This window comes from Shewanella sp. YQ_9 (assembly GCF_043103185.1).
GTDB classification, from domain to species: Bacteria; Pseudomonadota; Gammaproteobacteria; order Enterobacterales; family Shewanellaceae; genus Shewanella; species Shewanella algae.
The window spans coordinates 61,244-73,889 of record NZ_JBICJO010000014.1; the positions used below are offsets into that span (position 1 = coordinate 61,244).

At 53.8% G+C, this 12,646-nt stretch carries 13 protein-coding genes; 8 read left to right on the forward strand and 5 right to left on the reverse strand.

Annotated features, from left to right (window positions below; genetic code table 11):
• Positions 1–42: 42 nt before the first annotated feature.
• A complete protein-coding gene (gene pflA, locus ACF8D4_RS03850) occupies positions 43–783 on the forward strand; it encodes a pyruvate formate lyase 1-activating protein (protein WP_025011778.1) in 741 nt (246 codons plus the stop codon).
• A gap of 1 nt (position 784) precedes the next feature.
• Here the strand turns inward: pflA and yfbV are convergent, their stop codons facing one another.
• Entirely contained in the window at positions 785–1,228 is a 444-nt protein-coding gene (yfbV, locus tag ACF8D4_RS03855) for a terminus macrodomain insulation protein YfbV (protein WP_028779375.1), read from the reverse strand.
• Positions 1,229–1,386: 158 nt separating this feature from the next.
• Here yfbV and ackA point away from each other — a divergent pair, with 158 nt between their 5' ends.
• The 6 genes from ackA (at position 1,387) to xthA (ending at position 7,577) form a co-directional block, all read left to right on the forward strand.
• Positions 1,387–2,586 (forward strand): acetate kinase, encoded by a 1,200-nt coding sequence (gene ackA, locus ACF8D4_RS03860; protein WP_025011777.1) that lies wholly within the window; start codon positions 1,387–1,389, stop codon positions 2,584–2,586.
• Between the two features lie 94 nt (positions 2,587–2,680).
• Entirely contained in the window at positions 2,681–4,822 is a 2,142-nt protein-coding gene (gene pta, locus ACF8D4_RS03865; RefSeq protein ID WP_107004683.1) for a phosphate acetyltransferase, read from the forward strand.
• A 568-nt stretch (positions 4,823–5,390) separates the two neighbouring features.
• Complete coding sequence (locus ACF8D4_RS03870; RefSeq protein WP_025011776.1) at positions 5,391–5,831, forward strand: hypothetical protein; 441 nt, start codon at positions 5,391–5,393, stop codon at positions 5,829–5,831.
• A 95-nt stretch (positions 5,832–5,926) separates the two neighbouring features.
• Complete coding sequence (locus tag ACF8D4_RS03875; RefSeq protein WP_025011775.1) at positions 5,927–6,472, forward strand: septation protein A; 546 nt, start codon at positions 5,927–5,929, stop codon at positions 6,470–6,472.
• The gene (locus ACF8D4_RS03880) at positions 6,472–6,771 is read left to right on the forward strand and encodes a YciI family protein (protein WP_025011774.1); all 300 of its coding nucleotides are present in this window, start codon (positions 6,472–6,474) and stop codon (positions 6,769–6,771) included. Before ACF8D4_RS03875 ends, ACF8D4_RS03880 begins: the two co-directional genes overlap by 1 nt.
• Positions 6,771–7,577 (forward strand): exodeoxyribonuclease III, encoded by an 807-nt coding sequence (gene xthA, locus ACF8D4_RS03885; protein WP_025011773.1) that lies wholly within the window; start codon positions 6,771–6,773, stop codon positions 7,575–7,577. The genes ACF8D4_RS03880 and xthA overlap by 1 nt, the downstream gene beginning before the upstream one ends.
• Before the next feature lie 138 nt (positions 7,578–7,715).
• Here xthA and ACF8D4_RS03890 read toward each other — a convergent pair whose 3' ends face one another.
• From ACF8D4_RS03890 to ACF8D4_RS03900, 3 genes are all read right to left on the reverse strand, one after another.
• The gene (locus ACF8D4_RS03890; RefSeq protein ID WP_144225661.1) at positions 7,716–9,131 is read right to left on the reverse strand and encodes a methyl-accepting chemotaxis protein; all 1,416 of its coding nucleotides are present in this window, start codon (positions 9,129–9,131) and stop codon (positions 7,716–7,718) included.
• A 56-nt stretch (positions 9,132–9,187) separates the two neighbouring features.
• Positions 9,188–9,691: a DUF1097 domain-containing protein gene (locus ACF8D4_RS03895; RefSeq protein ID WP_025011772.1), complete on the reverse strand. Its 504-nt coding sequence runs from the start codon at positions 9,689–9,691 to the stop codon at positions 9,188–9,190.
• Positions 9,692–9,893: 202 nt separating this feature from the next.
• Positions 9,894–10,541 (reverse strand): MBL fold metallo-hydrolase, encoded by a 648-nt coding sequence (locus ACF8D4_RS03900; protein ID WP_045283405.1) that lies wholly within the window; start codon positions 10,539–10,541, stop codon positions 9,894–9,896.
• Positions 10,542–10,734: 193 nt separating this feature from the next.
• On the opposite strand from ACF8D4_RS03900, the gene ACF8D4_RS03905 reads away from it, so the two are divergent.
• On the forward strand, positions 10,735–12,021 hold the full coding sequence (locus tag ACF8D4_RS03905; protein WP_208146850.1) for an alpha/beta fold hydrolase: 1,287 nt from the start codon (positions 10,735–10,737) through the stop codon (positions 12,019–12,021).
• Positions 12,022–12,225: 204 nt separating this feature from the next.
• Here ACF8D4_RS03905 and ACF8D4_RS03910 read toward each other — a convergent pair whose 3' ends face one another.
• Complete coding sequence (locus ACF8D4_RS03910) at positions 12,226–12,609, reverse strand: cytochrome c3 family protein (RefSeq protein ID WP_025010509.1); 384 nt, start codon at positions 12,607–12,609, stop codon at positions 12,226–12,228.
• Positions 12,610–12,646: the final 37 nt, after the last annotated feature.

Consider the following 12,646-nt stretch of genomic DNA (forward strand, 5'->3'; position numbering starts at 1 on the left):
AGGCTGCAGCGGCCGCCGCTGCAGCCATTCCAAGGAGAGCACATGACAGTAAAAGGACGGATCCACTCGGTGGAATCCTTTGGCACAGTAGATGGTCCCGGCATTCGCTTTATCGCCTTTATGCAGGGTTGCCTGATGCGCTGTAAATACTGTCACAACCGCGACACCTGGGATCTGGATGGCGGCAAGGAAGTTACGGTCGCGGAGCTGATGGAACAGATAGTCAGCTACCGACCTTTTTTGGAAGCCAGCTGTGGTGGCGTGACCGCCAGCGGTGGTGAAGCTGTGTTACAGGCTGAATTCGTTGCCGAGCTATTCAAGGCCTGCAAGGCCGAAGGCATTCACACCTGTTTGGACACCAACGGCTTTGTCCGTAAATACACAGAGGTGATCGACCAGTTGCTGGACAACACAGATCTGGTACTGCTGGACATCAAACAGATGGATGATGCCAAGCACATAGATCTCACCAAGGTCAGCAACCAGCGAACATTGCAGTTTGCCGAATATCTGGCAAAACGAGGCCAGAAAACCTGGATCCGTTACGTGGTTGTCGGCGGCTATACAGACGATGAAGCCTCGGCCGAAAAACTGGCTGAATTTATCAAGCCAATGACCAATGTGGAAAAAGTGGAGTTACTGCCCTACCACGAACTGGGCAAACACAAGTGGGAAGCCATGGGTGAACACTATGAACTCGACGGCGTGTCGCCGCCGGATCGCGAAACCATGGAGCGAATAAAGGCTATATTTATCCAGAAAGGGATCAATGCCGGTTACTGATTCAGAGCTCTTCCCAAAATCCGGCATCGAGACGTTCAAAGGCCAATTTAAGGATCTGCGCCATATCCATATAGCAGGCCTTGGCCCCTAAAGGGCGACTGCTCACCCCAAGCCCGGAAAGCTTGGCATTGAGTTGATTTCCCCAATCGAGCAAGGACAGCGGCAAGGGATGGCGAGCACGCCAACCCAGCCACAGATAGCCCTGCAAAGGCAGGCTGAGAAAGAACAGAAAGATAGCTATGGCCTGGGGAAGATAGTCCCAACCATAGAAATAGAGTGGCGCGGCAGCCGATAGCATGGCCAACACAGGCATCAACTGCAACGCCAACTGAGTGGCACGAATAACGCGAAACTCAGGAAAAAAGAAACCCAGTTGTCTGACCATGGGCCAGGTCTTCATATAACGATGACCTTCCCTCACGGTTTTGAGAAAGTTAAGGCTCAATCAAGGCACCTGAAACAAGCATAATATTGCTTTTACCTTAGCACAGTTCCCTATTCGGCCCCAACAACGGCTTGACGGCAGGAACGCAGTGAAACAGGTTACAGGCGAGTCCAGTTCACCCGTAACTCATTAATTAAAAACGGCGAAAGGTTTTTAACATGTCTAAAAAACTGGTATTGGTTCTAAATTGCGGCAGTTCTTCTTTGAAATTTGCAGTCATGGATGCACTCACGGGCGATGATCAGATCTCAGGTCTGGCCGAGTGCTTTGGTCTGGAAAACTCCCGCATCAAATGGAAACACAATGGCGAAAAGCATGAAGCCGCACTGGGCGCATTTACCGCGCACCGTGAAGCCGTGGAATTTATTGTAAACCAGATCCTGGCTCCCCTGCCTGAACTGGCGTCACAGATCCTAGCGGTGGGTCACCGTATCGTGCATGGCGGCGAAAAATTCACCCGCTCGGTTATCATTGACGACCAGGTGATCAAAGGTATCGAAGACTGTGCCTCACTGGCACCGCTGCACAATCCGGCGCACCTGATAGGTATTCGCGCTGCCATGGCCTCGTTCCCAAGCCTGCCTCAGGTTGCCGTGTTTGACACCGCCTTCCACCAGAGTATGCCTGAGCACGCCTTTGTCTATGCCCTGCCCTACAAGCTTTACCGTGAGCATGGCATTCGTCGTTACGGCATGCACGGCACCAGCCATCTGTTTGTCAGCCGTGAAGCGGCCAAGGTGCTGGGTAAAGAGCTGGCCGACACCAATGTAATCTGTGCTCACCTGGGCAACGGTGCTTCGGTCACGGCGGTTAAAGGCGGCAAGAGCATGGATACTTCCATGGGCCTGACACCACTGGAAGGCTTGGTGATGGGAACCCGCTGCGGCGATATCGACCCCTCCATCATCTATCATCTGGTGCACCAACTGGGTTACACCCTGGAGGAGGTCAACAACCTGCTGAACAAGCAGAGCGGCCTTTTGGGGATCAGCGAACTGACCAATGATTGCCGTGGTATTGAGGAAGGATACGCCGAAGGTCATAAAGGTGCCACACTGGCACTGGAAATCTTCTGCTATCGTCTGGCAAAATATATCGCCTCCTACACTGTGCCATTGGGCCGTCTGGATGCCGTGGTCTTTACCGGCGGCATAGGTGAAAACTCCGACATTATCCGCAAGAAAGTGCTGGAACTACTGTCCATCTTCAACTTCCAGGTCGATGATGAACGCAACCTGGCCGCCCGCTTCGGCAATGGCGGAATTATCACTAAAGATGAAGGCACTCTGGCCATGGTCATTCCCACCAATGAAGAGTGGGTTATCGCCGAAGACGCTATTAGTTTGATAGAAGAATAATATGACCAATCAGCCGCCTGGTTAGCCTGGCGGCTTTCATGTTTTTTGACTTTACAAGATTCACCGGAAAACCATCGACTCCGAAGAGGTTTTTATGTCCCGTAACATTATGTTGATCCCCATAGGCACTGGCGTCGGTCTGACGTCTATCAGCCTGGGGATGGTTCGTGCATTGGAACGCCACGGCGTTAAAGTGCAATTCTTTAAACCCATTTCCCAGTTGCGCCCGCAGGATCACGGCCCTGAGCGCTCAACCACCATCCTCAGCAAGTCCCCCACGGTCAACCCGCTTGAGCCGTTTGAAATGGCCCACGCCGAAGCGCTGATCCGCGCCGATCAGACGGATGTGCTGATGGAGCAAATCATCGCCCGCGCCAGTGAAATTGCCGATAACACTGAAACCCTGATCATCGAAGGCCTGGTGCACACCCGTAGCCATCCGTTTGCCGATGATGTCAATTATGCCATTGCCAAGGCGCTCGACGCCGATGTGATCTTTGTGGCAACCCCAGGCAACGACAGCCCGACCGGGCTGATGAACCGCCTCGAAATCGCCTTTAACTCTTGGGGTGGCAACAAGAACAAACGTCTTATCGGTGCCATCATCAACAAGATTGGCGCGCCGGTGGACGACGAAGGCCGTGCCCGTCCGGATCTGTCTGAAGTATTCGACCATCAGGACGTTCAGCGCAGCGATACTGCCGGTATGTTCCAGTTGCCGGGCAAGAGCCCACTGAGGATCCTCGGCAGCGTGCCTTACAACCTGGATCTGGTGTCCCCCAGAGCATCCGATTTGGCCAAACACCTGCGTGCCCGCATCATCAATGCCGGTGAGATGAACACTCGCCGTCTGCGCAAGGTAACCTTCTGTGCCCGCTCTATTCCCAACATGGTGCAACACATTAAGACAGACTCGCTGCTGGTCACCTCTGGCGATCGCTCCGATGTTATCGTTTCTGCCTGTCTGGCAGCGATGAACGGCGTCAAGATTGGTGCCTTGCTGCTGAGCGGCGGTTATGAACCTGAGCCTGAGATCATGGCCTTGTGTGAACAGGCCTTTGAAACCGGCCTGCCTGTGTTCCTTATCGATACCAATACCTGGCAAACCTCGCTCAATATTCAACGCTTTGACCACGAAGTACCTGTGGACGATGCAGTGCGTATTGAACTGGTACAGGAATATGTTGCCGGTCATATCGATCAGAGCTGGATTGAAAGCGTCACCGAAAACTCGCCCCGCGAGCACCGCCTGTCGCCACCGGCTTTCCGCTACAAACTTACCGAGCTGGCCCGCGCCGCCCGTAAGACTGTGGTGCTGCCTGAAGGCGATGAGCCGCGCACCATCAAAGCCGCCGCCATCTGCGCCGAGCGCGGTATTGCCCGCTGCGTACTGCTAGGCAAACGCGACGAGATTCTGCGTATCGCAGCCCAGCAGGATGTCATTCTGGGAGAGGATGTCGAGATTATCGATCCCGATGAAGTGCGTGAGCGCTATGTCGAACCTATGCTGGATCTTCGCCGTCACAAGGGCCTGACCGAAGTGGTTGCCCGTGAACAGTTGGAAGACAACATGGTGCTGGGCACCATGATGCTGGCCCAGAATGAAGTGGACGGTATCGTTTCCGGTGCGGTCAACACCACGGCCAACACCATTCGTCCGCCACTACAGCTGATTAAAACAGCGCCCGGCTCCAGCCTGGTCTCTTCCATCTTCTTCATGCTGATGCCGGATCAAGTGCTGGTATATGGTGACTGCGCCATCAACCCGGATCCCAATGCCGAACAGTTGGCCGATATCGCCATTCAATCGGCCGAGTCGGCCAAAGCCTTCGGCATTGAGCCCAGAGTGGCGATGATCAGCTACTCAACCGGTGACTCAGGGACAGGCTCGGATGTGGATAAGGTGCGTGAAGCCACCCGGATTGCCAAAGAGAAGCGTCCGGATCTGGTGATTGACGGCCCACTGCAGTACGACGCCGCAGTAATGCCCAACGTGGCTCGCTCCAAGGCGCCGGACAGTCCGGTTGCCGGTAAGGCAACTGTGTTTGTGTTCCCGGATCTCAACACGGGTAACACCACTTATAAGGCCGTTCAACGAAGCGCCGATCTGATCAGCATAGGCCCTATGCTGCAAGGTATGCGTAAGCCGGTGAACGATCTGTCCCGTGGCGCCTTGGTGGATGACATAGTCTACACCATCGCCCTGACCGCCATTCAGGCCACTCAGAGTAATTAATGGCCAGATAGCCAATTCAAGAAAAGCGTCTGCTCCGGCAGGCGCTTTTTTGTGGTCTATTTCACATAGGAGTGTACTCACTCAGCGAGCATCAAAAGCTGAAGAACAGATTGGTTAATGAAAGGTTTATCGGGATAAATCGATGCCGGCCTGCGCACATGCGCGCCTTTTCAACCTACCCTTTGGAGCTGGCAGCTCAAACCTCTATAAGAACTGATATTGGATACTGACTGCGGCTTTTATCAGCAAAAGCTGTACAAAATCAACGCAAAGGATCCTTTACGCCAGTTATGATTCAGCCAGGAATGAGTCATCAGGAGAGAAACGGATAGGGAAAAGTGCCAAGCGTCAAAAAATAACCAGCGACAATTTAACGACGATATCAATCGCTTAGGAAGTATCTATCGAGTCTTCAACACACTTGTCCACAGATTCTGTGGATAAGAATCTCTGCGCTATCCTCTTTATATGCCACAGGATCGCCGATCCCGTCAAGCGTGCGGCATCGGCTTGCGATCAATACTAAAAAAACCGATACTGTTTGGCACCAATCATCAGGGTCAACACTATGAGATATTTACTTTTTCTTTGTCTGCTAGGACTATTTGGCTGCAATGATGACCCGAGTAAAGCCACCATAGACAGCCCGGAACAAGTCGCCCTGGGATTCTTTCAGGCCATCTACGTAGATAAGGATGTCGAGAAGGCAACCCATTATGTCGATGATCCGATGAAGGAGGTGCTGAAAAGTTACTATATAGCCGCTTCTGTACAGCGCCATATGCTCAATCTACAGATGACAGATGTCACCCTGGAGATTGAAGAGATAGATATCGACTTCTTTCGCAAGTTCACCGATGACGTGACTGTCGTGGTCAAATTTACCGGCCGTAGAGGTGGCCGCCCCTGGGTCGATGACAGAACCATTCGCCTGCATAAACGGGGCCGGGCCTGGGTGATAGTGGAAATTCTCCCGGAAACCGGCAAGATCAACTCAGGTTCCCTGTAATAATTGTGCACTGCCCCACGCAAGGGCCGAAGAGGTTTATCCCTCAAAGCCCGCCGTGCTAAACTCACAGGCAATTTTCACTCAGTCTGATTACTATGAAACAACTGTTGGATTTCCTGCCGCTGGTCATCTTCTTTGCCGTTTATAAGTTTTACGATATCTATGTCGCCAGTGGCGCCTTGATAGCCGCAACGGCTCTGCAACTCGTGGTGACCTACCTGCTGTACCGCAAGCTTGAGAAAATGCATCTCATCACCTTTGCCATGGTGGCCGTATTCGGTACCCTGACCTTGGTGTTTCACGACGATGCCTTTATCAAATGGAAAGTCACTATAGTCTATGCCCTGTTCGCCTTGGGTCTGGGTGTCAGCCAATTGCTGAATAAGCCTGTACTCAAGGGCATGCTGGGGCAGGAACTCAAGGTCGCCGACAAGATATGGGCCAGAGTCACCTGGTACTGGGTCAGTTTCTTTATTATCTGCGGCCTTATCAATATCTATGTCGCCTTCAGCCTGAGTCAGGAAACCTGGGTCAACTTCAAGGTCTTTGGCTTGACCGCAGTGACGCTGCTGAACACCATAGCAACCGTGGTTTATCTCTTTAAACACATCCCCGAAGAGCAACGCAAGGAACTCAAATAATGTGGTATATGATCTCATCCCAAGATGTTGAAAACAGCCTGGAAAAACGTCTTGCCGCTCGTCCGGCCCATCTGCAGCGCCTGCAATTGCTGGCCGATGAAGGACGATTGATGCTGGCCGGTCCACATCCCGCCGTGGACAGTGAAAACCCGGGGGACGCCGGATTCAGCGGCTCTTTGGTGGTGGCCGAGTTTGAGTCGCTGGAAGCCGCCCAGGCCTGGGCCAATGCCGATCCTTATGTTGCCGCCGGCGTTTATCTGAGTGTTATCGTTAAACCCTTCAAACGAGTGCTGCCCTGATGAAAATCGTTTCCTTCAATATCAATGGACTGAGAGCTCGTCTGCATCAACTGCAACAGTTGATCGACAGTCACCAGCCGGACATCATAGGGCTGCAGGAAACCAAGGTGCACGACGAAGCCTTCCCTCTGGCCGAAGTGGAAGCCATGGGGTATCAGGTACATTTCCACGGTGGCAAGGCCCACTATGGTGTGGCTCTGTTATCCAAACAGGCCCCCATTGAGGTTCAAAAAGGCTTTCCCACCGACGATGAAGATGCCCAGCGCCGGCTTATCGCCGGAAAGTTCATCCAGGACAACGGCCGGGTGCTGACAGTGATCAACGGCTACTTCCCCCAGGGAGAGAATATCAATCACGAGACCAAGTACCCGGCCAAGCGTAAGTTTTACGCCGATCTGATGCAGTATCTGCAAAACTCATTCAGCCCGGATCAGGATATTGCCATCATAGGGGATATCAATATCTCGCCGCTGGATCTGGATATCGGCATCGGCGATGCCAATGCCAAACGTTGGCTGAAGACGGGTAAATGCAGCTTCCAACCGGAAGAGCGTGAATGGTTGCAAACCCTGCTGGATTGGGGTTTAGTGGATACCTTCCGCCAGTTGCACCCGCAGCGCAGCGAACGCTACTCCTGGTTTGATTATCGCAGCCGTGGCTTTGATGATAACCGCGGCCTGCGTATCGATGTGATCCTGGCAACCGAGTCGCTGGCAAGCCGCTTGAGTGAGGCCGATGTGGATTACGCGCTTCGCGGCATCGACAAGCCCTCGGATCACGCGCCTATCTGGAGCTGTTTTCGCTGACATTGTCGCTAGCGCTGGATGGCGCTGCGGATGCTGACCACAGCAAGCGGCACGCCTGAAGCAAAAAACAAAGCTCAAGAAACGCTATAACGCAAAACGCCGACATCTGATGATGCCGGCGTTTTTTATGCTAGCCGTTCAACTGGTTTTATACTGTGCCAACAGCCGGGTCAGAGCGGCAGAAGCCTGGGCCAGTTTTTGGCTCAGCTCTATCGCCCTTTCGCTGGCTTGGCGCATCTGATCCGAGTGGCTGCGGATATCGCCAAGCTGCGAGCTGATCTCCCGGGCCGACACGCTTTGCTCTTCGGCCGAGGCTGCGATTTGGCTGCTGCGATCAAATACCGCATCCACTGAGCCACGCATCCCCTCGACATCCGTCCCCACCTGAATGATCGCCTGGCGGCTTTCGTCGGCCTGCGACACTATCGCCTCGGTCAACTGAGACAAATTGCGGCTGCCCGCCTGCAAACCCTCAATCATACGTTGAATTTCCACTGTCGCTTCCTGGGTTCGCCCCGCCAGGGTCCGCACCTCGTCGGCAACCACGGCAAAGCCGCGCCCCTGTTCTCCGGCTCTGGCAGCCTCGATGGCGGCATTGAGCGCCAGCAGATTGGTCTGCTCGGAAATACCATCAATAGTGGTCACCACGGCGCCAATCTCGGTGGCATCCCGCGACAGTTGCGATACCGAAGAGAAAGCCTCGGCAATCCGGCCCGACAACTCACCTATACTGGCAACCGTTTCTGCTATGTGTCTGGCGCCCTGGCCCATCTGAGAGGCGTTGTCCCGGGTCTGGGAAGAGGTTTCGGCGGCGTTGTGGGACACTTCGGTAATGGCATTGCTCATCTGCTCCATCGCCGTGGCCACAGTATCGAGAAACTGCCACTGAATTTTGCCCATCTCATCACCGGCGGCGGCTTGCTCGGCAAATTCGGAAGCCGCCATCGACAAGGTTTCGGCATTGCTGCTGATGGCGGTGACCATTTCGCTCATGTTATCGGCGCAGCGATCAATCTCGCGGGCTATCAGGCTGAAATCATCTGTGCCGAAGAAATTGAGCCTGAAGCTCAAATCGCCGTCAGCCAGGCGTTTGATTGCCATATACATATCCCAGAGCCCGCCGCCAAGAGAGGTGGAGATCCAATAGCTGAGTTGAAACAGTGGCAACAGCCCGACAAAAGCCCACAGCAGCATCCAGTTTGCCCGGCTGAGCATCTCTTGCTCCTGCAGTATTAAGCTGTCACCGAGCCAGTAGTTGCCGTCGCTGCTGCTGAGCATGACTTTTACCTCGGCGAGCGGTTCATTGCGGCTAAGACCTTGCTGCTGTAGCCAAAGATCGCGCCCCTGTTCGGGCGCCAGCTGGAGCAGGGTCTCGGCTTTGGCTTGTAAACGCGCCTCAGCGCCCTGGGTTACACTGGCATCCAACTGCCACCAGTTGGCCAGTGCGATAGCGGCGGTTATGGCGGTAACCAGCGAACACACAAGCCAGAATTTACCGTTGAGACTGAACTTAATCAGCATGGCATCAACTTTTCTAAACTGGATCTGCTTCATCAGTGCTCCTCAGCGCGAAGCTAAAAGCCGGGACAGGACCCTGGCAGTATAATCTATTACTCCACCACTCTTTCGGCCGGCAGAGGTTTTGTTTGAGTTTGACGACTGCGGCTGGTTTGGCAATAGCCCATGAGATCGGTCAAGCGACTCATGGCATAACCGAATACGGCGCCAATCAGCAGCGGCGGCATAATAGCCGCAATATCCGCCGACATGGCAAAGGTGATGCAACAACCAATAAAGGCACCGGGAATAAAGTTAAGTTTACCGAAGCAGGCCTGCAGGCACATGGCACTGGTGGCTATGCCGGTGAAGATCCAGCCAAATACCGGCGAGACAAAGAAACTGCTGCCGCTGATGATAAGCCAGGCCCAGAATACTCCCGATGTATTGGTGCACCAGGCCTGAAGCAAACCGGCGAACCCACTGCGTCCTTGAGCAAAGAAAGTACTGCACCCCAGAAACCCTATCCAGGTGATCAGACCAAAGGTGTCGGCAACCCCACACCAGACAGTGGCCAAGAGGCCGGCAGATATTGCTGCATGCCAACGCTGTTGCATAGGAGTATCTCCACAAAATGTAACTATTGGTTAAATTACCCCGTTTTTGATAACAAAAACCGGATCTACACCAAAAAAGGGCCTATTAATGCCGAGACCTGGCTCACTTTGCAAACATTTAGTAGTAAAAAAACAATAATGGAGTGAATTTCAGCCAAATAAAAACCCGGGCATACCCGGGTCAGTTGCAACAGGGATAGCCTCAATCGGCCAGTAGCTGATCGGCAACGAAAGGGTTGTTTCGCCGCTCTTCACCAAAGCTCGACATAGGGCCGTGGCCGGGAATGAAGTTGACCTGCTCGCCCAAGGGCCAGAGTTTGTAACGAATGGAGTCAATCAACTGCTGATAGTTGGAGCCGGGAAAGTCAGTACGGCCTATAGAGCCACGGAAGAGGACATCTCCCACCCAGGCCAGGTTCTCTTCGCGGTCAAAGAAGATCACATGCCCGGGTGTATGCCCCGGACAGTGAAACACCTGCAATGCCTGCTCTCCCAATGTAACCTCGTCACCATCTTCGAGATAACGGTCTGCCTCGAAGGCTTCACAGGCCGGGAAACCAAAGTTCTGGCTTTGGCGTGGCAGGTTCTCCAGCCAGAATTTATCGTCGATATGCGGGCCAATAATCTGCACGTCACACTCGGTGGCCAAAGCCTTGGCGGCACCAACATGATCTATGTGTCCGTGAGTCAAAAGAATATATTGCAACTGCAGGCCGTGCTGCGCCAGGGCATCCATGATGCGCTCATGGTTACCGCCTGGATCTATCACAGCGGCTTTGCCACTCTTCTCACACCAGATGAGGCTGCAATTCTGCTGGAAAGGGGTCACTGGGATGATCTGGTATTTCATTACACACACTCGCAGGCTGTTATCGTTCCATGATCGATAGATCGTCTCGATGCATGATCCACCAACCCGGCAACAGAAAAATTGATCCCGGGCAGGAAAGCGACAGATAAGCGGCTTTTCTGGCGCCGGTTTGCAGCGCAGGGATTTTTGTATACAATTTTGAGCCATCCAACCTTCAAGCCCAAGGCCCTACATGATAACAGACAGCCGTCTTGCTGGCATCCTGAGCCGCAAACACTTCTTCTCTCTGCCACTGGATTATCAGCATCCCACCGGGGAACAACTGCAAATTTTTGCCAGGGAGCTTATCGGCACCCAGGATAACGCCGCGACCCTGCCACTCCTGGTGTTTTTTCAGGGTGGCCCGGGCTTTGGTGCCGCCCGCCCCCATGCCAATGGCGGCTGGATTAAAAGAGCGCTCAAGGAGTATAGGGTACTCTTGCTGGATCAGCGTGGTACTGGTCTTTCAAGCCCGGTCAGCTTCAAGACACTGGACGGCATGACGCCTGACGAGCAGGCTGAGCACCTGAGCCATTTCCGCGCCGACAACATCATCCGCGATGCCGAGGCGATTCGGGTGCAACTGAGCCCTGATACTCCCTGGAGCATTCTCGGTCAGAGTTTCGGTGGCTTTTGCGTACTCAGATACCTGAGCGCCGCGCCGCAAGGGCTCAAGGAAGCCTTTATTACCGGCGGTATCCCTTCCCTTGAGCGCCCCGCTACCGAGGTTTACCGGGCAACTTATCAACGCCTGCTGGCCAAAAATCAGGATTTCTTTGCCCGCTTCAAAGATGCCAAAGCCCTATTGGCCGAGCTCAGAGGCTTTATCAATAGCCATGAGGCGCGCCTGGCCACAGGAGAACGGCTGACCCAGGAAATGCTGCAACTTTTAGGGGTCAACTTAGGCATGGAGCAAGGGCCGGAAGCCGTCTACTATCTGCTGGAGCAAGCCTTGATAGATACCCCAAGTGGCAAGGCGCTCAATCCCCTGTTTGAGGCGCAGTTCTGCCAAATGCTGGATTACAATACCAACCCGCTGTTTGCCATAATGCACGAGTCCATCTACTGCCAGCAGCAAGCCGCAAACTGGGCCGCCCACAGGGTGCGGGGCGAATATCCGGCTTTTGCCCCAGACGCCGAAGAGCTGCTTTTCAGCGGTGAGATGATTTACCCCTGGATGTTCGAACAGTTTGCCAACCTCAAGCCGCTGAAAGCCTGCGCCGAATTGCTGGCCGCCAAAGCCGATTGGCCTTCACTCTATGACCCGAACATTCTCGCCAATAACCGGGTACCTGTCGCCGCGGCCATCTACAGCGAAGATATGTATGTCGAGCAGGCCTACAGCCTGGAAACCGCCGCAAGAGTCGGCAACCTCAAGTATTGGTTGACCTCTGAATATGAGCACAATGGCATACGCATGGATGGTGAGCGGATCCTCGATAAGCTGATTGCGCTCAATCGCGGCCAGGCGCTCAGGTGAATTCAGTTTGGGTTAATTTTAAAAGCGCACACTGAACTTGGTTCCACATCCATTGACGCTTTGCTTAAACGCTTGTTTCGGTGTCGTCCCGGTCTGCCCTTTTGGCAGACCTTTTTTTATCCAAAAAAAACCGCAGCCAAGGCTGCGGTGGAAATAACGGACTGGGTCCAATCCAAAGAATACAGGGAGACTCGAACCGCCGACTTAGCGCTTCATTGCTGGATAGGTGAACTCATGGCACTGATTGCAATAAACCTTGCTCTCTTTGTGCTCCTGATGGCAGTAAGTACATGGCAAGTCCGTGCCATAGTGCAGGCTGTCATGGGGGTTGGGTTCAACATCATGACCGGCGTTGGCCGGACGTGCTGTCTGCTTGGCAACATCTTCAGGAGTGCCGTGGCAGGCTTCACAGGCTGTCGCATCGGGAATGGTCTTGCGCTTGGCATCACCATGGCAGGCGGCGCAATCGACACGACCATTTTCAGCCGTCATGACTTCTTTGTGGTAGTCCTTGATCTTCATGGCGTTGGCCGCTCCAGGCAGCAACAAGGCGCAGGCTACAAGAACAGTGGATATCATCTTCAACATCTTGGGCTTCCTGTTGCGGGGCAGTTGCCTGCCCCGC

Bases quoted from the DNA above. Each gene is read 5' to 3' on its own strand.
- ACF8D4_RS03895 (WP_025011772.1), bottom strand. From the start codon at position 9,691: ATGCAACAGCGTTGGCATGCAGCAATATCTGCCGGCCTCTTGGCCACT.
- pta (WP_107004683.1), top strand. From the start codon at position 2,681: ATGTCCCGTAACATTATGTTGATCCCCATAGGCACTGGCGTCGGTCTG.
- ACF8D4_RS03890 (WP_144225661.1), bottom strand. From the start codon at position 9,131: ATGAAGCAGATCCAGTTTAGAAAAGTTGATGCCATGCTGATTAAGTTC.
- ACF8D4_RS03875 (WP_025011775.1), top strand. From the start codon at position 5,927: ATGAAACAACTGTTGGATTTCCTGCCGCTGGTCATCTTCTTTGCCGTT.
- ACF8D4_RS03905 (WP_208146850.1), top strand. From the start codon at position 10,735: ATGATAACAGACAGCCGTCTTGCTGGCATCCTGAGCCGCAAACACTTC.
- ACF8D4_RS03910 (WP_025010509.1), bottom strand. From the start codon at position 12,609: ATGTTGAAGATGATATCCACTGTTCTTGTAGCCTGCGCCTTGTTGCTG.
- ACF8D4_RS03870 (WP_025011776.1), top strand. From the start codon at position 5,391: ATGAGATATTTACTTTTTCTTTGTCTGCTAGGACTATTTGGCTGCAAT.
- xthA (WP_025011773.1), top strand. From the start codon at position 6,771: ATGAAAATCGTTTCCTTCAATATCAATGGACTGAGAGCTCGTCTGCAT.
- ACF8D4_RS03900 (WP_045283405.1), bottom strand. From the start codon at position 10,541: ATGAAATACCAGATCATCCCAGTGACCCCTTTCCAGCAGAATTGCAGC.
- ackA (WP_025011777.1), top strand. From the start codon at position 1,387: ATGTCTAAAAAACTGGTATTGGTTCTAAATTGCGGCAGTTCTTCTTTG.
- ACF8D4_RS03880 (WP_025011774.1), top strand. From the start codon at position 6,472: ATGTGGTATATGATCTCATCCCAAGATGTTGAAAACAGCCTGGAAAAA.
- pflA (WP_025011778.1), top strand. From the start codon at position 43: ATGACAGTAAAAGGACGGATCCACTCGGTGGAATCCTTTGGCACAGTA.